General features: G+C 44.7%; 12 protein-coding genes. 7 read left to right on the forward strand and 5 right to left on the reverse strand.

Annotated elements, in window-relative coordinates; translation table 11 throughout:
• Window positions 1–126: 126 nt before the first annotated feature.
• On the reverse strand, window positions 127–813 hold the full coding sequence (locus MuYL_RS10615; protein ID WP_094570548.1) for a DUF2306 domain-containing protein: 687 nt from the start codon (window positions 811–813) through the stop codon (window positions 127–129).
• A 115-nt stretch (window positions 814–928) separates the two neighbouring features.
• The gene (locus MuYL_RS10620) at window positions 929–1,582 is read right to left on the reverse strand and encodes a cupin domain-containing protein (protein WP_211710264.1); all 654 of its coding nucleotides are present in this window, start codon (window positions 1,580–1,582) and stop codon (window positions 929–931) included.
• A gap of 124 nt (window positions 1,583–1,706) precedes the next feature.
• Between MuYL_RS10620 and MuYL_RS10625 the strand changes: the two genes are divergently transcribed.
• Window positions 1,707–2,099 (forward strand): winged helix-turn-helix transcriptional regulator, encoded by a 393-nt coding sequence (locus tag MuYL_RS10625; RefSeq protein WP_157740753.1) that lies wholly within the window; start codon window positions 1,707–1,709, stop codon window positions 2,097–2,099.
• Between the two features lie 38 nt (window positions 2,100–2,137).
• On the opposite strand, the gene MuYL_RS10630 is transcribed toward MuYL_RS10625, so the two are convergent.
• Complete coding sequence (locus MuYL_RS10630; RefSeq protein ID WP_157740755.1) at window positions 2,138–4,102, reverse strand: M1 family metallopeptidase; 1,965 nt, start codon at window positions 4,100–4,102, stop codon at window positions 2,138–2,140.
• 413 nt (window positions 4,103–4,515) lie between these two features.
• Between MuYL_RS10630 and MuYL_RS10635 the strand changes: the two genes are divergently transcribed.
• Genes MuYL_RS10635 through MuYL_RS10645 form a run of 3 tightly spaced genes read left to right on the forward strand, consistent with a single transcriptional unit; the run spans window position 4,516 to window position 9,941 of the window.
• Complete coding sequence (locus tag MuYL_RS10635; protein WP_094570551.1) at window positions 4,516–7,410, forward strand: TonB-dependent receptor; 2,895 nt, start codon at window positions 4,516–4,518, stop codon at window positions 7,408–7,410.
• Between the two features lie 49 nt (window positions 7,411–7,459).
• Window positions 7,460–8,902 carry a hypothetical protein gene (locus MuYL_RS10640; protein ID WP_094570552.1) on the forward strand — a complete coding sequence of 481 codons (1,443 nt, stop codon included), beginning with the start codon at window positions 7,460–7,462 and terminating at the stop codon, window positions 8,900–8,902.
• A 52-nt stretch (window positions 8,903–8,954) separates the two neighbouring features.
• Window positions 8,955–9,941 carry a hypothetical protein gene (locus MuYL_RS10645; protein ID WP_094570553.1) on the forward strand — a complete coding sequence of 329 codons (987 nt, stop codon included), beginning with the start codon at window positions 8,955–8,957 and terminating at the stop codon, window positions 9,939–9,941.
• Between the two features lie 29 nt (window positions 9,942–9,970).
• Here the strand turns inward: MuYL_RS10645 and MuYL_RS10650 are convergent, their stop codons facing one another.
• On the reverse strand, window positions 9,971–15,283 hold the full coding sequence (locus MuYL_RS10650) for an Ig-like domain-containing protein (protein WP_094570554.1): 5,313 nt from the start codon (window positions 15,281–15,283) through the stop codon (window positions 9,971–9,973).
• Between the two features lie 358 nt (window positions 15,284–15,641).
• Between MuYL_RS10650 and MuYL_RS10655 the strand changes: the two genes are divergently transcribed.
• The 3 genes from MuYL_RS10655 (at window position 15,642) to MuYL_RS23175 (ending at window position 16,691) form a co-directional block, all read left to right on the forward strand.
• Window positions 15,642–15,956, forward strand: coding sequence for a DUF4202 family protein (locus MuYL_RS10655; protein WP_094570555.1), 315 nt, complete (start codon window positions 15,642–15,644; stop codon window positions 15,954–15,956).
• Between the two features lie 210 nt (window positions 15,957–16,166).
• Window positions 16,167–16,541 carry an SDR family oxidoreductase gene (locus MuYL_RS10665; RefSeq protein ID WP_262493685.1) on the forward strand — a complete coding sequence of 125 codons (375 nt, stop codon included), beginning with the start codon at window positions 16,167–16,169 and terminating at the stop codon, window positions 16,539–16,541.
• 9 nt (window positions 16,542–16,550) lie between these two features.
• Window positions 16,551–16,691, forward strand: coding sequence for a hypothetical protein (locus MuYL_RS23175; protein WP_157740757.1), 141 nt, complete (start codon window positions 16,551–16,553; stop codon window positions 16,689–16,691).
• Between the two features lie 38 nt (window positions 16,692–16,729).
• On the opposite strand, the gene map is transcribed toward MuYL_RS23175, so the two are convergent.
• Complete coding sequence (gene map, locus MuYL_RS10670; RefSeq protein ID WP_094570556.1) at window positions 16,730–17,494, reverse strand: type I methionyl aminopeptidase; 765 nt, start codon at window positions 17,492–17,494, stop codon at window positions 16,730–16,732.
• Window positions 17,495–17,588: the final 94 nt, after the last annotated feature.

Here is a 17,588-nt window from a genome sequence, read left to right on the forward strand (position 1 = left end):
TATAATATTTTAAAGACTAGAAAGAGCCGTAGCTCTTGATTGAAACGGTCGATAAAATCCTTTCAATCAATAAATTAAGTTTTAGATAGATCATGATCGCGTAGCTTCAGATAATCTGCCTTCCAATCAGCGGTTTTGCAATTTAATCCGGTAACTTTTTTTGCGGGTGAATATTTCCCTTCCATTTAGCAGTAATTCCGGAACAACCAGCGCAAAAAGCATTAATGACCATAGCACAATACTAAAATCGTCGGGTGTTATCCTGCTGTAAAAAGGAAGCGGATTTAGCACGCGCGACAAAACAAAGATGAGAGTGATTCCATAACTCCTGCTCATCCAAACCTTATGCGCTGCGATCTGCCCGTTAATTGCGGCGGCATAAGCAATAAGCGTTGTTACAAACCAAAGTATAGCCTGTGCAGTCCCCGCTGATTCCAGGTGAACTCCGCTTCCGGGAACCGGGTATTTTTCCTGGATAATCAGCGCCAGCACCGAAGCAGCCAAAACAGCGCAAATGTAAACTGTGCCAAGCCTGCGGTGCAACAGCGGGTTTGTTTTGCGCACCCGCGACGAGAATTGCAACGGCCCCGCGATAAGCGCAGTTACGCCGCATAAAGCATGCGGAAATATTAGCCATAGCATCTCTGCCATCCGCCTGTGGTTATCGTTATTGACGGTAATGAGCGGCAACTCGGTAAAAAGCAAAACCGATATAAATAAAATGCCGATAAAAAAGTATAATATTATTTTGGCGTTTACAGGGAATAACGGAGCTATGGGAAAATTCCCAGGTGAATTATCGTCGCGTTTCATAAATAAATTAATAAAGTGAAGGCTGTATTTCTTTGTGTTTTCTATTCGTTTAAACCGGGCCCGATAGGGTTGCTTAAGACTGCATTATTAAAAATTGGCTTGCATTTTAGCTGACTTAACCCTTTAAACCATATTTTTCAATAATTGGCTGTCTTTTTTCGGGGAAGGTTGTTATCCCAAACCGCTTATCCAGATTTTTTAACCTGGCGGCAATTTGAGGGTCTTGCGGCGACAGGTTATTCTTCACCATATCCGGGAAGATCTGGTGAAATAGTTCTTCCAAAAAATCTTCAAAATTTTGATTGAAATACATATCAATAAACCGAAGCGGCTTTTCAGACCCATTCCAAAATGTGTGCTCAAGTTTTCTCGGCCTGAAATGCCAGCCACCGGCTCTGATTTCTTCCACATTGCCATCTACTATAACGGTAGCAGTTCCTTCAAGTACCAGCATCAATTCGTCCAGTCCTTTATGAACATGCGGTGCGGGCCCCATGGTGCGGGGGGCAACTGCTGTTTCCACGCACGAAAATTGCATGTTTGTTTTCGAACTTCTTACCCAGGTACGGATGTCAATTCCGCCGGAGCCCGGCTGCAAAGGTTGTTGCGGCGGCAAATAAAAAGGTAAAAGGGGCTGGGAGTCCTTTTGTTCATCTCTGCTTTGGGTTTGTTCCCTGCCGAAAGCAAACTGTGCCAGGCCAACACCCGCTGTAGCCATTGCCATGTTTTGCACCCAATTGCGTCTTGACACGCTCATGTCTTTTTTCATTTTTTATTTTACTTAGTGAAGGTTAAGCTGCTGTAAATCAAAAGCAAAGTACAGTTAAAAAATGTGAATTAGAATGATTTACCTAAAGGTAATAGACTTACCTTTAGGTAATAAAACAAACACTATGTCAGCAAAAGAATTATATGTTGGGTGCCCCGTGCAGCACGCGCGGAAATACCTGGGCGGGAAATGGCAAATTGCCATACTTTCAAATTTGAAAAAGCAGCCAGCGCGATTTGTGGAATTGAAAAATATGCTGCCGGGAATTAGTGATAAAGTATTGTCGCAGGACTTGCAGTTTTTTGAACAGGCAGGGATCGTTCAAAAAGAAATATTTGCCTGTATTCCCCCAAGGGTAGAATACAAGCTTACGCCCCAGGGTTTAACGCTCATCCCGGTTATTGAAACGATAGTTAAATGGGGCTATTGTCATTTACAGGAAGAAAAAGTTAACCGGTCAACACGTTCAACCCCGGCAAGTGTGATTGCCGATATTGAAGCCATGTTAGCCAAATAACAATTTCATTCACTGGTATTAAAAGTGAATGATTTAACCTAGTTGGCCTGGTAAACATTATTCGTCCTGTCTACATCCGGGTAAACCTGTTCAGGGTCTATAATAACTTTGGTAACGGGTTCAGCTTTGTTGGCGGTAAAGGTATAGGAGTGGGTATATTCCCAAATTTCGACAGGGAAGGTCCGCAGTTCCTTTTGCCCGCTGGCGTAGGTTATTTCAACTACCAGCGGCATGACTGCTTTTTCCATGTTTTCAATAGCGATCCGGGTTTTGTTTTTAGCAGAGTTTTCTACCCTGGTTATTTTTTGATCGAGCTTGAAATTTTCTATAAACATTGATTTCCAGAACCACGTAAGGTCTTCGCCTGTTGAATTGTTAATGCTTCTGAAAAAATCAAACGGGGTAGGGTGCTTGTATGCCCAGTTGCGGATGTATTGGCTGAAAGCGCGGTCAAAACGCCCGGCTCCAAGCACCTGGTTGCGTAACAGTGCCAGTAAATAAGCAACCTTCTGGTATTCTATAGTATAAACCTGGTTGCCGGGTATGGCATCTGGCCGGGTAATAATCGGTTTCAGCGTATCTGCAAAAAGCGCGGTTACCGGAATGTCAATTTCTTTGTACCCAATAAATTCGCCTTTGTTGAATTCTTTGGTTGCCATGTTATCCATAAAAAGATTAAACCCTTCGTCCATCCATGCATACTTGCGTTCATTGCTGCCCACCACCATCGGGAACCAGGTATGGCCCAATTCGTGGTTTACCACTGCCCAGTACATGTTCCCGGTATCTTTTGCCGCGCAAAACACCATACCCGGGTACTCCATACCATCAAGATTTGATGCCACGTTTACCGCCTTGTTAAAAGGATAGGTGAGCCATTTTTTTGAGAAATACTGCAGCGTGAACTTTACATATTCGGATGACCGGGCCCAACTGTTAGGCTTTAGCGACTCAGCCGGGTACAGTGAGCAGGCCATAATGCGTTTTTCATCGCTAACCGGAAAACTCAGTGCCTCCCAGATAAACGATTTTGAGGCCGTCCAGGCAAAATCCCTGGTGTTATCCATTTTAAATTTCCACGTGCAGGTAGGCTTCGCCGGCCTTGAGCCTGCATCTTTTACCTCTTTTGCCGATCTTATAAAAACAGGTTCTGAGCTATCCTTTGCCAGTTTCCAGCGTTTTAGCTGTTCAGGGGTTAAAACCTCCTCCGGGTTCAGCAGGTCGCCGGAGGCTTCAACAATATAGGAAGAGGGGAGCGTAATGTTCACGTTGAAGTTGCCAAAGTCGAGGTAAAATTCACCGTTGCCCAGGTAGGGTAGGGTATTCCATCCTTCAACATCGTCCAAAACACACATCCTTGGGTACCATTGAGCAACAGCATAAATATTACCGTCTTTGGTTTGCAGCAGGTCCGTCCGGTTAACCTGGAAATCGGCATTCTTATAGTTTACCGGGAACCGGTAGCTGTAATGAATACTGAAGCTTATTTTTTGCCCGCTTTTTAACGTCTGTGGCAAATGCAGCTGCATCCGGGTGTCGTAAACCTGGTAATCTATTTTCGCCCCGTTATTATCATTCAGCTTAATATCTGTAATATCGAATCCGCCGTCGGTTATTTTTTCTTCGGGGTTTTTGTAAAGGAACAGGCCCGCCAGCACGCCTTTTGAATCTTTTTTATACACATTCTGTTCCAGCTGCATCCACAAAGCAGAAAGCGCTTTAGGGCTATTATTGGTATAGGTTACTGTTACGGTTCCCGTTACCAGGTTATTTTTATCATCAAGGCTTACATCTATTACATAATCCGACTGGTTTTGCCAGTACGCAGGGCCTGGCTCCCCGGTGGCTGCCCGGTACTCATTACCCGCCGGTAAAATCGGTAGCGCCGGGAATAAATCAGACGGATTGTACTTTGATTGGCCAAATGACAGATGACAGGCAAAAGTTAAAAGGGTGAGGGCTGCAAATTTGAGGAAATTGCTGTAACGTAAAGTTGTATGCATGTAATAAATGTTTGATTGCTGTTTTAACCTCAAATATAAACTATCAGGGCTGTTACACAAGTACACCGGCGCATCTCGCAGGGCTTAATTGTGTTTTAATTTAATATTAAGAAATGAGCGGATGTTTAGCTTTTTTCTGAGGTATAATTCCCCTAATGTTAATTAAATAAAACCATTTTATTAACAAAGTAATCCGGGGGCAAAACTTCAGAATTTCTACAAATTCTGGCAGCTCTCTTTGCAAAAAAAACTCGTCATGGAGCAATTATTCAATAACGTAAATTCTTTTTCTGTGTCCCTTAAAAACGTGTTGGGTACCCTTTTATTCTCCATATACCGATCCATCTGATTGGGTTTCATGCCGTTCTTTTTTTCAAACCCCCTGTTGAAAACAATTTATACACACATCATTAATGAAATCAAAATTACGATCAATTAAAATAAGCTTTTTACTTACTGCACTTTTTGTACTTTGTAACGCTGTTTCTTTTGCGCAAACCATAAAAGGGAGCGTTACCAGCGCTAAAAACGGCGAAACATTAATAGGGGCCACTGTCCATATTCAAAAAGGCGATTTTAACCTCAATACTACCGTTAGGCTTGATGGTACTTATGTTTTTAAAAATGTACCGGCAGGAATTTACACTTTACAGGTAAAGTTTGTTGGCTATAAAACCACCAACGATTATTCCGTTGAAGTAACCGGTACTGAAACAGCTGTGTTAAATGTGGCCATGGCTGATAATTCCACTTCTCTTAACGAGGTGACCATTACCGAGCACGCAAGCAAAGAAAGCGATAAGTCGGCCAGAAGCGACGAGCGGAACGCTAATAATACAATGAATGCGGTATCGGCCCATTCCATTGCGATCTCGCCGGATGTGCTGGTATCCAACGTACTTAGCCGTGTTTCGGGCATCTCGGTAGATAGGGGTAATACCGGAGACGCGCAGCATGCTATCATCCGCGGTATGGACAAGCAATATAACACTACTTTAATCAATGGGGTAAAAATCCCAAGTCCTGATAATAAAAACAGGTATGTTCCCCTGGATATTTTTCCTGCGGAACTGGTTGAAAAAATAGAGATCTCAAAGTCACTTACACCCGAAATGGAAGGTGATGCCTCCGGCGGCGTGATAAACCTGGTGATGAAAACCGCACCTGATAAATTAAGGATAGATGGCTACTTAGGTACAGGGTATAGCCAGTTATTTATTAACAGGGGATTTAAAACCTTTAATTCGGGCCAGGTGCGCAGTAAAGCCCCCGGCGAAACGTTACCTCCGCTCGGCTTAGCTTCCATCAACGATTTTCCATACCAAAACCTGGTTACCCGTTCAAAGAACGCTCCGCCTAATGCTGATTTTAGTTTAACCATTGGCGATCGTTTCCTGGATAAAAAGTTAGGCGTGATTTTTTCGGGCTCGTACCGCAATGATTACGCCGGTAACAATAGCTTTGAAATGGTGCAAACCCATACCGTAGGCCCTGCGCCAGACGTTAATTCTGTAAATACAGAAACAAACTTTCAGAGTTCCTATAATCGCAAATATTCATCTCAAATCAGCAGGCTAGGTACCATTGCGTCCGTTGATTATAAGTTCGATGCCAATAATTCTATCAACTTATTTGGATCCTATTTACAGCTGAATGAGCACCGGGTTAGGGAAACCGAAAACTTTGTATATGGCGGATATTCTTACCAGGGCTATCATTACACTAACGGGATTGATAATTTAACCGAAACCCGTACAGACCTGCAAAGCATTTATAACGTTACCCTCAAGGGCAATCATAAAATAAACAATGCGTTTGCATTTGACTGGACGGTAGCAAACTCCGAGGCACAGCACAAGCAACCGGATATTGCTGAATTTAAAACTGCTTATAATACCAGCCCGGGGCCCAACGGCACCAATGAACCCACCCCCGGAAACCCGGGAAGCTCAACCTATGTGGCCTCCACCATAATTAATGGCCCTCGATATGTGCAGGACGAATCAAGGGTTTGGACTCATAACACCGATAAAGATATTTCTGCATATTTAAACCTGCATTACGATACCAGAATTTTTGGACGCAAGGCTTTATTTGCCGCCGGTGGTATGTTCAGGCATAAAACCAGGGACAATTTTGTGGATAGGTACACTTTAAACCATGGGTCTGATCCGGGTTCGCCAACTTCCGATGAATTGTATGTGTCTGTTCCCGATTCAAAATTTCAGTTTAACTCACCTGAGTATGCACGCGGATCATCCTACAGCGATCCGGGCGTATATACTTTTACCGAAAATATCCAGGGCGTATATGCGGACTTAAAATATATCTTAAGTGACCGTTTAAATATACTTTTTGGGTTAAGGGGCGAGAAAACTTACCAGCATTATGATTCATCGCTTCCGGTAACCTTCCCCGGCAAAACAGCAACCATAAATTATACCGATTATTTACCAAGCATAAACGCCAAGTATTCGCTTACGGAAAACCAGGCTATCAGGGCTTCTTATTTTCAGTCGGTTTTAAGGCCTGCCTATGCTGATCTTATTCCGTACCCGGATGCTACAGGCGAAACCTATGTAACCCAGGGAAATCCATATTTGCAGCACACCACCATCAATAATTTCGATTTACGTTACGAGGCGTTTCCCGGTGCGTTTGATGAACTGTTGTTTGGCGCTTTTTACAAATACCTGATCAACCCTATTGAGCAGCAATTTATACACGGTACCGGCGAAAGCCTGGTACTACAGCCTGTTAACCTGGGCAATGCCCACAACTACGGGCTTGAATTCTCCGCGAAAAAATACTTCGGGAATATTGGCTTCGGTGCAAATTATACTTATACCCATTCAGTTATCACCTCAGTTAAAAGAATTGACGTGGTAAACCAGTCAGAGCCTACCTATCGCGATCAAACACGCCCGTTGCAAGGGCAGGCAACCCATATCGGCAACTTTTCACTATTATATAAAGATACCAGGAACGGCCTGGATGCCCAGTTAGCCGTAGCCTACACCGGTGAAAGGATCAGGGCTGTATCTGAGTATTATGGGCTTGATACCTGGGAAAAAGCATCAGTTAACCTTGACTTTTCGGCGCAAAAATCATTTAGCAAACACTGGGTGATTTTTGTAAAGGTCAACAACATATTAAACACACCTTATCAGTTATTCATCAAACAAAACAACATCAATAATTACACGGGCATTTTAAAATATCCTCACCAGGAAAGCCCCAATTATACCACCATCCAGTACGATCAGTATTACGCCCGGTACAACTTAGGTGCCCGCTTTAATTTTTAATCATTAACAAAGCAATAAAATAAATTAACCATTATTCATTTCATCAGTCATGAAAAAACTACAAATTATTTCATTATGTATATCGCTTTTCGCCCTTGCCGCGTGCAGTAAGAAAAGTGATAGCGTTGTGGTGTCAGTACCACAGATCCAGATTGGTAAAGCAATCAGCAATTCCGCCACTTTGCCGGCAGGTAATTATAAAGGCACCATGCTGGCTAACCAAACTTATACCGTTGGCGGCGACATCACCATTAATGCGGGTGATACCCTGCTGATACAAAAAGGTGTTAAAATAAATATGGCAAAAGGTGCCAATTTTATCGTCAACGGCGATTTAATAAGCCTGGGTACAAAAGACGCTCCGGTAACCATTACCGACCCGCGCCGCACCAAAACTACCGGTTCGTCAACCGTGGCTACAGATTCTGCATACGTAGGCGGCTGGGGTGGTATTTACTGCAGCAACTCGGCAAACCTGGTAGTGTTAAAATGGACACACCTTGATTTTGGCGGCGCAGCATTAAAGGCACTTCCTTTTCCGCAGGCTACCGGCTTAAAAGCAGGCTCACAGTATATCCTATATTTTGAGAACCCTAATGGGTTGTTTATAATGGAGGATTCGTGGATGTATGGATCGCCGGATGATGCAACTCGTTTTTATGGAGGTACATATAATATCATGAGAAATACCATGGAAAAATGCGGAAGCACAGGCGGCGACGGCTTTAATGCAAAAGGCAGCAGCGTAGGTAACATGGCTTATAACTTAATTATTGGCGGCGCAACCAATGGTACAAAAAGCGCAAGTGACGGAACCACAGCAGGCGAATGCCAGTTTGCCATGTACAATAACACCTATGTTAATGACGGGTTCAGGAATGACGGTGTTTACGGTGCAAGAAGCGGCTCGGTGGAAATAGAAAACAACTCAAGGGCTTTAGTTTATAACAACCTTATTGTTGATTGTAATTTTGGCGTACGTATTGCCGGCGGACCAGGCGGAGCAAAAGTTTACCTGGCCGATACTTTGTATAATGCATCCAGCGTAATCAAAAAAACTGCTTATGGTTACAATTTCTTTTATGGTGATAATGCCGCAATGACAGGCCAGTTTGTGCCTACCAGCGTTGCGCAACCCGTTGTAACGCATCCCCAGGCTACCGATATTCCAAATATGGCTGCATTTTTAGGTGCATCATACACGTTTGGCTTTGTTTATGACGGTAGCTCATTAGTAGGTAAAAACAACCCAATGTTTGTAAACTACCCACTTCCCGCAGCTAATAATGCCTGGATCACACAGGCTTCTGTTGATGGTTTTAACTTTCATTTACAGGCAGGTTCGCCAGCTGTTGGTAAAGGAACCACCACCGCATTCCAACCTATTACCGCGGGCATTAAAATTGATCCGAATTTTGGTTCAAGCGGTATAACCGGTCCTGGTAAAGACATCGGCGCTTACCAGTTGGATGGCACAGGAAATCAACACTAATTTTTTATAAACCCCGTACAGCATAACAACCCATTTTTAAAAAGATAATTATATGAAATACTTTAAAACCGGGTTGTTATGCTTTTTAATATTTGCGGTATTATCCTGCAAAAAATCAGGTACTGCGATAGCACCCCTAAAGGATTCCACCGGTACTGTGCCACCGGTAACGGTTTCATTCCCAAAAACAACGTACGATCCGTCGGCCCTTGATACCACCACGCAGTTTAATCCTATCCCGGTTGTTAATAACCTTTCGAGAAAAGATCTTCTGGAAATCTCTGGTGTTGCAGCCAGCAGGCTTAATCCCGGTATACTGTACATTCATAATGACAGTGGTAATCTCAACCAAATTTATCTTACGGATGGGAGTGGAGCAGACAGGGGAACTATTACCTTAACTCCGGTTGGTAACAGGGATTGGGAAGATATAGCTGTTGGCCCTGGCCCCGTAGCTGGCGTAAATTATATTTATGTTGGCGATATAGGCGATAACCGCTCCGTTTATTCCTCTGTATTTGTTTACAGATTTCCTGAACCTGATTTAAAAGGAGCAGCATCACCATACATTGCAGCTATTTCAAACGTTGATATAATAGAATTAAAATATCCGACCGGGCCGTGCAATGCTGAAACATTGATGGTTGACCCGCTTACAAAAGATATTTATATCGCCAGTAAATCAAGTAACCTTTCACAAATATTTGTTGCCAGATACCCGCAAAGTATTACTTCAGCTACGGTAATGACACCTGTAGTGCAGCTGTTTTTTAACAAAGCAACCAGTGGCGACATTTCAGCCGATGGGTCTGAAATTTTACTCAGAAGCAATGAACTAATCTGGTATTGGAAACTGGCCTCCGGCGTAACCGTTTCGGCAGGTTTACTTACTCAGCCGCAACGAGCGCCCTATTTTAACAATGAACCGCAGGGAGAAGGAATCTGCTTTGCGGCAGACGGGTCAGGATATTATACCAGCACAGAAATAAGAGACCATCCGGGTAAACTGGCCACCATATCTTTTTATAAAAGGAAATAACACCAAAAATACTTCCGCCTGCTTGCATTTTACCTTATCAGGGTAAGGCTGCCCGATAAAACCTGTTGAAAAAGTTTAGTATCAATTACATAATAGTAAACGCCCGCCGGTAATTTTTTGCCGTTAAATACGCCATCCCATGGTTTACTATAACCTATGGAATGATACACCTTTTGGCCATACCTGGTAAAAATGTCAACAGTGGCATCTGTGTATGCTATTAACCCTTTAATATTCCATTGATCATTAACACCATCAGCATTTGGGGTAAAAGTATTGGGAGTAATTATCTCCGGCGAGACAATGACCCTTGCAGTATCTGTGTTGATACAGCCGCGCGCGTCAGTGATCTGCAATGTATAAGTACGATCAACAACACCTGTAATCACCGGGTTTTTTACCGTGTTGCTGCTTATATCAAGGTTTGGCGTCCACAAATATTGTACATTTTCATCGCCTACTGTTGGCATTAAGGTTATTGTCCGGTTCCTTAAAACGTATCGTGTGCCACCCGCATTTACGGTTGGCGGAGGTATAAAGCTCACTTTCATCGTGTCGCTGGCAATATCACATGGCCCGGCACTGGTGGCAAATAAAATTAAGTTAACGGAGCCTGCCGCAACGTCTGCCGCACTTGGCATATATGCTGCATTTAATTGGTTTGCCGAAGGGCTGAATGTTCCTGTTCCTGATGTTTTCCATAAACCGCCACCGGCTATTTTAACGTTTCCATCCAGTTGCACATTGCTTGTTTGTGAACATACGCTTTGATCAGGACCGGCATTCACTGCCGGTGCCGGGCCAAAAAACACGCTTACACTGTCTACAGATATCGCACAATCATCGTCGCTTGTTGAAGTCAGGGCAAAATTAACTCTGCCATTGGCTTTATCTGCTGCGGTAGGTAAATACTGCGCGTGCAAGTCGGTTATTGAAGGGGAAAATGTTCCGGTGCCAGTGGTGGACCATATCCCGGTTGATGTACCGCCGGTAACCTGGCCATTGAGTATAATATCCGGTGCTAAAACGCAAACAAACTGGTCCGGGCCTGCGTTGGCATGCGGAGGTTCCCGTACCACTACGGCAGCTGTTGAGGTAACGCTGGGGCAACCATCCACAAACACGTTTAAATTATAGGTGCCTAAATTAGCCAGCGTTACATTTGGAATATCCGGATTTTGCTGTGTAGATGTAAACCCGTTAGGTCCTGTCCATTGAAAAGTAGCATTAGCCAGGTCGGTTGTTCGTAATTTAATTGTACTGCCAATACATATGGGCGAGTTGCTGTTGGCTATGGGCTTTGCAGGCTGCGGATTAATAATTACTACTAAAAAAAAGGTTGGCCCGGAGCAGCCGTTAGCGGATGGGTTTATAATATAAACCACGTGTGTAGCTACAGTACCTGTATTTATTAATGTTTCGGTAATAGTTGCCGATGTTTGATTGGATACCGCAGGGTTACTGATACCTGGTACTGCTGCACGGCTCCACCTGTAAGTTGTCCCCGGTAAACTCGAGGTAATGGTATAATCCTGCGGCTCCCCGCTGCATGCATTTGCGGTTTGCGAACTGGTTATATGCAGCGAAGGATTAACGGTTACGGTCAATATGAAAGGTGCTCCGGCGCAGGTACTTGTTGCTGACTGGATAATGTATTTTACATCAACAGGCACGTTAGTGGTGTTGATCAGCGTTTCTCTTATAGTCCCTGTGTTTTGCCCCGAAATAGCGGTGTTCCCAATTCCGGCAACTGCCGCCCTGCTCCATTCAAAGTTTGCTGCCGTATTAAATTTAATCTCATAATTAACAGGGTTTTGATCACAAATAGTAGCAGTTGGAGGGCTAATAACAGCAGGAGTGGGGTAAACAGTAACAACATAGTTAAATGGATTTCCGGAACAACCGTTATTTACCGGCGTTATAATATAGGTAACATCAACAGCTGCACTGCTGGTGTTAATCAAAGTTTCAGTAATCGTATTACTGGTTTGATTTGCTGCGGCTGGGTTGCTTATTCCGGCCTTCTGCGCCCTGCTCCACAAAAAAGTAGCAGTTGGTATGTTAGCTGTTATAGTATAATTTAATGCGTTGCCACTACAAACTGATGCTATTGAGGAACTGGTAATCGCCGGAAGCGGTGATACCGTAACGTCAACCTGTGTTAACGGACTAACGCAGCCATTTACTGTTTTTTGAACATAGTATGACTGGCTGGCAGTTAATGCAGGTGTTGTATACGTAGGGTTGACGGATAAAATATTACCGTTTACTGCCGCATCGTACCATACAAAGCTTCCCGTTAAATCTGTTGGTGTAAGGATAGCGCTATTGCCGGAGCATACCGGTACGTTAGGCACAACCGGCGCATTGGGTACCGAATTAACAGTTACCGTTACAGCGGTGCGCGGGCTTGCAATCCCAATACTGTTCACCGTTTCAACATAATAGGTAGTATTTGTTAGCAGCGCTGGGGTAGTGTAACTGGCGCCGATAAACAGCAATGTGCCCGCCGTTGCAGCATCATACCAGTTATAGGTGCCGCCGGGTGCAATGGCTGATAAAGTTGCACTGCTGCCCAAACAAGTAGCATTGCCCGTAACTGTTGGTGATAAAGGCGTGTTTTTAAAAGTTATTGTAACGTTGTCTGATTTTGGCCCGCATGAGCCGGGCGGGTCACTGGAGGTAAACGTAAGCACGGCGGAAGTCTCTGCCGCACCCGGCGTATAAATCGCATTTGGGAGATTTATGTTTGAAAAAGATCCTGTTCCTCCCGACCATTTTGCAGTGGCACCGGCACTTACGCTGCCGTTTAGCTGGATGTTACTGCCCGCGGGCACTGTTTGATCAGGACCTGCACTGATGATAACCCCCGGATCAATAGTAACGGTAGATGACGCTGTAGCACCTCCGCAGCTGCCAACTGCAGGAATAGTATTGGTAACAGTGTACGTTTGCGGAATACTTTTTTTAAGATCTATTTCGCCGGTGCTGGTATTAACGAATACCAGGCCGGCAGGTGTTGCACTGTAAGTACCGCTGCTGGCACCCGCGCCGATAACCGGGAGCGGGTTACCTGCATCCTGGCAATAAACGGCACTGTAGCTAAAGTTTGCTACCGCATTGGTAAATATTTTGAATTGAATTTTTGTCGGTGCCGCGCAGGTACCGTTGCCGGCAAAAGTAATAGTATAAGTTCCGGCGGTACTGTTAGCAAGATCAATTTCGCCGGTTGTTGGATTAATAGCCATCCCAGCCGGGGTGGCGCTGAAAGTGCCGCCTGCAGGATTATAAATAACAGGTATTGGGTTTGGCGCGAAAATACAAGCCGAACCGGTTGGGTATTTAAATTGCGGCTGTGCGGGTGAATTTATGGTTATGGTTACCGGTGTTCTGCCGCTAACGCACTGTCCAACTGTGTTTTGTATATAATAGGTTGTATTTGCAAACAGGGCTGGTGTGACAAATACGGCACCTGTTTTAACCAAATTACCCGATACAGGGGCATCATACCATTGAACCGTGCCAGCAGCAACACTTGCGGTTAAAGTTGTTGATTTGCCGGTACATACAGCTGTATTTCCAGTTACAGCCGGGGCGGATGGCACCGCATTAACCGTTACGGTAACTGCTTTTCGCGCGCTTGAACAACCGTTTTTTGTTATTTGCACATAATAAATGCTTGTTGAGTTTAGGGCGGGCGTGGTATAAGCCTGGCCTGATGCCAGCAATGCACCGCCAGTTGCACTGTCATACCATTCATAAGTGCTCCCCGCTGCGCCGCCGCTTGCAGCAAGTGATGCCGTGCTGCCCGCACAGGTAGTTGCGTTACTTGCTGCCGGGGGTAAAACTATGGGATTTACCGAAACCGTTACAACGGTGCGGGCACTGGTACAGCCACCTACAGTAGTTTGTACATAATATTTTGTAGTTGCCGTTAACGCAGGTGTGGTAAAACTGGTGCCGGTATGCAATAAAGTTCCGTTTACTGCTGCATCATACCATTCATAGGTGCCGCCCGGCCCGGTTGCCGTTAATGTTGTTGAAGACCCGTTACAAATAATGGTACCGGAAACAGAAGGTGCCGCAGGAGGAGGGGTAATAACAACTCTTACAAGCGAACGGAGACTTGAACAGCCAATATTATTAGCCTCTACGTAATAATTGGTTGACGAGTTTAAGACCGGAGTTTGATAAGTAATGCCCGTTTTTAGTAAATTTCCGCCAACCGCAGTATCATACCATTGATATATGCCGGTAGGTGTGGTAGAAGCGGTTAGTAATATGGACGATCCTTTACAGGTAGTTTGAACCTGGTCGCCCGGTGCAGCCGGGATTTGATTCACTGTAACTGTTAACGAAGCCCTTGCGCTTTCACATCCATTTATAGAGTTTTGAACATAATAAGTTTTAGAAGCCGTTAACGCCGGGGTGGTGTAATCGGGGCTTAATATCAGTGGTTGTCCGCCGCTGGGAACGTCAAACCACGAATAAATCCCTTGTCCCGGAGTTACATGCAGGCTGGCCTTTGAACCCGAACAAATGGAAATGTTTTGGGTAACCGGTGTTTGCGGAGCCGGCGTTACTTTAGCTATCACAGGCGTACGCGCACTGGTACACCCATTTATTGTAGCTACAACATAATAGGTAGTTGTTGCTGTAAGTACCGGAGTTGAGAAAGCTGGCCCTGTAGCCAATATCGCGCCCCCTGTTGAAGCAGCATACCACTCGTAGTTGCTGCCGCCGCTTGCAGTTAAAACAGCGCCGTTACCGTAGCAAACAGTCATCCCGGTAACCGTTGGATTGCCGGTGGCATTTACAAAAACACCGGTTCGTAAACTCGTGCATCCGTTTACTGTTGTTTGCACATAAAAAGTTATTCCTGAATTAATGGGTGGTGTTACAAAAGTATCCCCGCTTCCCAAAAAATTCCCACCCGTAGGGGCGTCAAACCATTGATAAAAGCCGCCCGGGGAAGTTGCTTTAAGCGTTGCGGAAGTATTGGTGCAAACCAGCGCACTTGACGGGTTTACAGAGGGAGCATCGGGTGTGGCCGCGGTAAGAATGGTTATGCTTTTTGATACAGGCTGGCAACCCGGCGTTTTGTCACTTACAATAACCGTATAGGTATCCTCCTTATTAACGTCTATTGATGGCGTGGTTTGGCCGGTTTTCCAGGCATAGGTATAAGGGCCGGTTCCCCCGGAAGCATTGGCAGTAAGCGTTACTTTATTCCCGGAACAGATACTGGTAGCTGATGCCGACAAGTTAACGCTTAATGTACATTGGCCGTACCCTGCTACTGACAATAAAAAAAAGACAAGGGCAAATAAACATTTTCTCATAAATAGCTATGAGCTTCAATTTTCTAACTTAATTTATCGGCTATAAATGACTGTCAGTCATTTATATTACTGCTTTTACGCAGCGGGCATTCTTTTTGTTTAAAAGTCCTGTTAATTATTACGAAACCCTTGCGGTTAATTATTAAGTAAAGTTAGTAAACTTAAGTTATGTAACAAACCTGGTACAATATAAGTTATCAACGTTATAAAGGGTGTAACCGGCAATCGGCTACGCCTGCTGGATAGCGTAAGCGGTTTCGCTGAAAAGATGTTAACAAGTTGAATTAACTGCACACTCCTGTTTACGATCAATTTCAAAACTGTAGTACTTTTATAATAAATAATTTATTTTGAACCGATGAATAAACCGGACAGCGCATTTGAGCTTTTTGATGCTTACAACAAGCAGGACCCACGCAGTCTTGCCCTTGATGGTGTAAGTGAGCCGCAGGAATATTTCTTTGCCGTTAAATTGTATAAGTGGATTTTAAAATTAAATCCGGGTGCTTCTGAAGAGTTATTGTTAGCGTCAAGGAGCCAGCATATCGGAAGGTGGGAAATTTCGTTTGAAGCTTACCCCGCTTTTCAGCGGATTCGCGTAAAGCCAACCAGGCAATGGTCGATTTGCTTACAGGTATTGCGAAAGAAAAAAGTGCAACGCCCGCACAAATAGCGCTGGGCTGGTTGCTGGAACAAAAGCCCTGGATAGTTCGATTAACGGACCCACAAAATCACATCGCCTGCGCGAAAACCTGGGGGCGGTTGCGGTGGAACTGACAGCAGCCGACTTGGCTAAAATTGGAGAAGCGGCCATCGGCTGCCTGCATTAACACCCGAACAGGATAAAGCACTGGCTACCACCCCTGCCGACGAACTGCTTTCGCTGGATTTCCTGCAGCCGGGCCAGGTTAAAGATTCTCTGCATGCTTACCAGCTATCTAAAAGGGGAAACTCGTTAAGCGTTATGGCAGAGGCCGTTAACTGGGGTAAGCGCGGGGCGCGAATCAATGCCATTAGCCCGGGAATAATTATTACGCCGCTTGCCAAAGATGAATTGTCCGGCCCGCGCGGCGAAGGATATCGCAAAATGATAGCAATCTCGCCTGCAGGTCGCGCCGGAACGCCCGATGAGGTTGGAGCAGTCGGGGAACTATTAATGGGCCCCCACGGCGCATTTATTACCGGCAGTGACTTTTTAATGGATGGCGGCGTCACTGCGGCGTATTGGTACGGTGAACTTGCCCCAAAAACTGAATAATTTGATGTTATGAAGAAAGTAATAATTATTGGTGCCGGTGGAAGCCTTGCGCAACATGTAATAGAAGCAGCGAAGCGGTTGATCATACAACACTTACTCTCTTCCTTAGAAACAAAAGCAGGCTTTAAACAGCCGACAAACAGTCGATAAGGTTGTCTTGATATTCCTTTTTTGTACTTAGGCGATAATTAATCCCAGATCCCGTTCTGTGCTGTGAAGATTATCGGCTGGCCTCCGGTTACCATAATGGTATGCTCGTGCTGCGCAACAAAACCACCTTTGTTGCCGCTTAGTGTCCAGCCATCAGCTTGTGTATCGGCAATTGTAGACCGTGTAGAAATAAATGTCTCTATAGCTACTACCGAATTTTTTTTGAACCGCGCGGTGTTATACCTGTCGCAGTAATTAGCTATCTCGTGGGGTTCTTCGTGCAAGCTGCGGCCAACACCATGACCGGTGAGGTTTTTAATTACCATGTAGCCGGCTTTCCTTGCTTCAGTCTCAATCAACCTGCCAATCTCTGATATTTTTACGCCACCTTTAATGTTGCTGATTGCTTTCCTTAAAATGTCTTTGGATGCTGCCACCAGTTTGCCATGGCCGTGGATATCCTCGCCTAATACAAACGAACCGCCATTATCTGCCCAATAGCCGTTTAATTCTGCCGATACATCAATATTTACCAGGTCGCCTTCTTTCAATATTTTATCTGCCGATGGCATGCCGTGCGCAGCCTCCTCATTAACACTTATACAGGTATAGCCCGGAAAACCGTAGGTTAGCTTGGGTGCAGAATTTGCACCCATTTGTGCCAGCAATTCACCGCCGTATTCGTCAAGTTCCTTTGTTGAAAGCCCCGGTTTGGCAAACTCACGCATCTTTTTAAGTGTAATGGCAACAGCGTCGCTTGCCTCTTGCATTCCAATTCTTTCGCTTTCGGTAGTTATAGACATTTTTAAGGTTTTTATCGGTTGCAAAACTAACAATTAATATAGTTAAGAGCGTTGGACAAACGTCAGTTTACAATACAATGTTCCTGTCAACCAA

The organism is Mucilaginibacter xinganensis (genome assembly GCF_002257585.1).
Taxonomy (GTDB): Bacteria; Bacteroidota; Bacteroidia; order Sphingobacteriales; family Sphingobacteriaceae; genus Mucilaginibacter; species Mucilaginibacter xinganensis.

What these genes read in the sequence shown, in the direction of transcription:
- MuYL_RS10615 (WP_094570548.1), bottom strand. Translation starts at nt 813, where the DNA reads ATGAAACGCGACGATAATTCACCTGGGAATTTTCCCATAGCTCCGTTA.
- MuYL_RS10620 (WP_211710264.1), bottom strand. Translation starts at nt 1,582, where the DNA reads ATGAAAAAAGACATGAGCGTGTCAAGACGCAATTGGGTGCAAAACATG.
- MuYL_RS10625 (WP_157740753.1), top strand. Translation starts at nt 1,707, where the DNA reads ATGTCAGCAAAAGAATTATATGTTGGGTGCCCCGTGCAGCACGCGCGG.
- MuYL_RS10630 (WP_157740755.1), bottom strand. Translation starts at nt 4,102, where the DNA reads ATGCATACAACTTTACGTTACAGCAATTTCCTCAAATTTGCAGCCCTC.
- MuYL_RS10635 (WP_094570551.1), top strand. Translation starts at nt 4,516, where the DNA reads ATGAAATCAAAATTACGATCAATTAAAATAAGCTTTTTACTTACTGCA.
- MuYL_RS10640 (WP_094570552.1), top strand. Translation starts at nt 7,460, where the DNA reads ATGAAAAAACTACAAATTATTTCATTATGTATATCGCTTTTCGCCCTT.
- MuYL_RS10645 (WP_094570553.1), top strand. Translation starts at nt 8,955, where the DNA reads ATGAAATACTTTAAAACCGGGTTGTTATGCTTTTTAATATTTGCGGTA.
- MuYL_RS10650 (WP_094570554.1), bottom strand. Translation starts at nt 15,283, where the DNA reads ATGAGAAAATGTTTATTTGCCCTTGTCTTTTTTTTATTGTCAGTAGCA.
- MuYL_RS10655 (WP_094570555.1), top strand. Translation starts at nt 15,642, where the DNA reads ATGAATAAACCGGACAGCGCATTTGAGCTTTTTGATGCTTACAACAAG.
- MuYL_RS23175 (WP_157740757.1), top strand. Translation starts at nt 16,551, where the DNA reads ATGAAGAAAGTAATAATTATTGGTGCCGGTGGAAGCCTTGCGCAACAT.
- map (WP_094570556.1), bottom strand. Translation starts at nt 17,494, where the DNA reads ATGTCTATAACTACCGAAAGCGAAAGAATTGGAATGCAAGAGGCAAGC.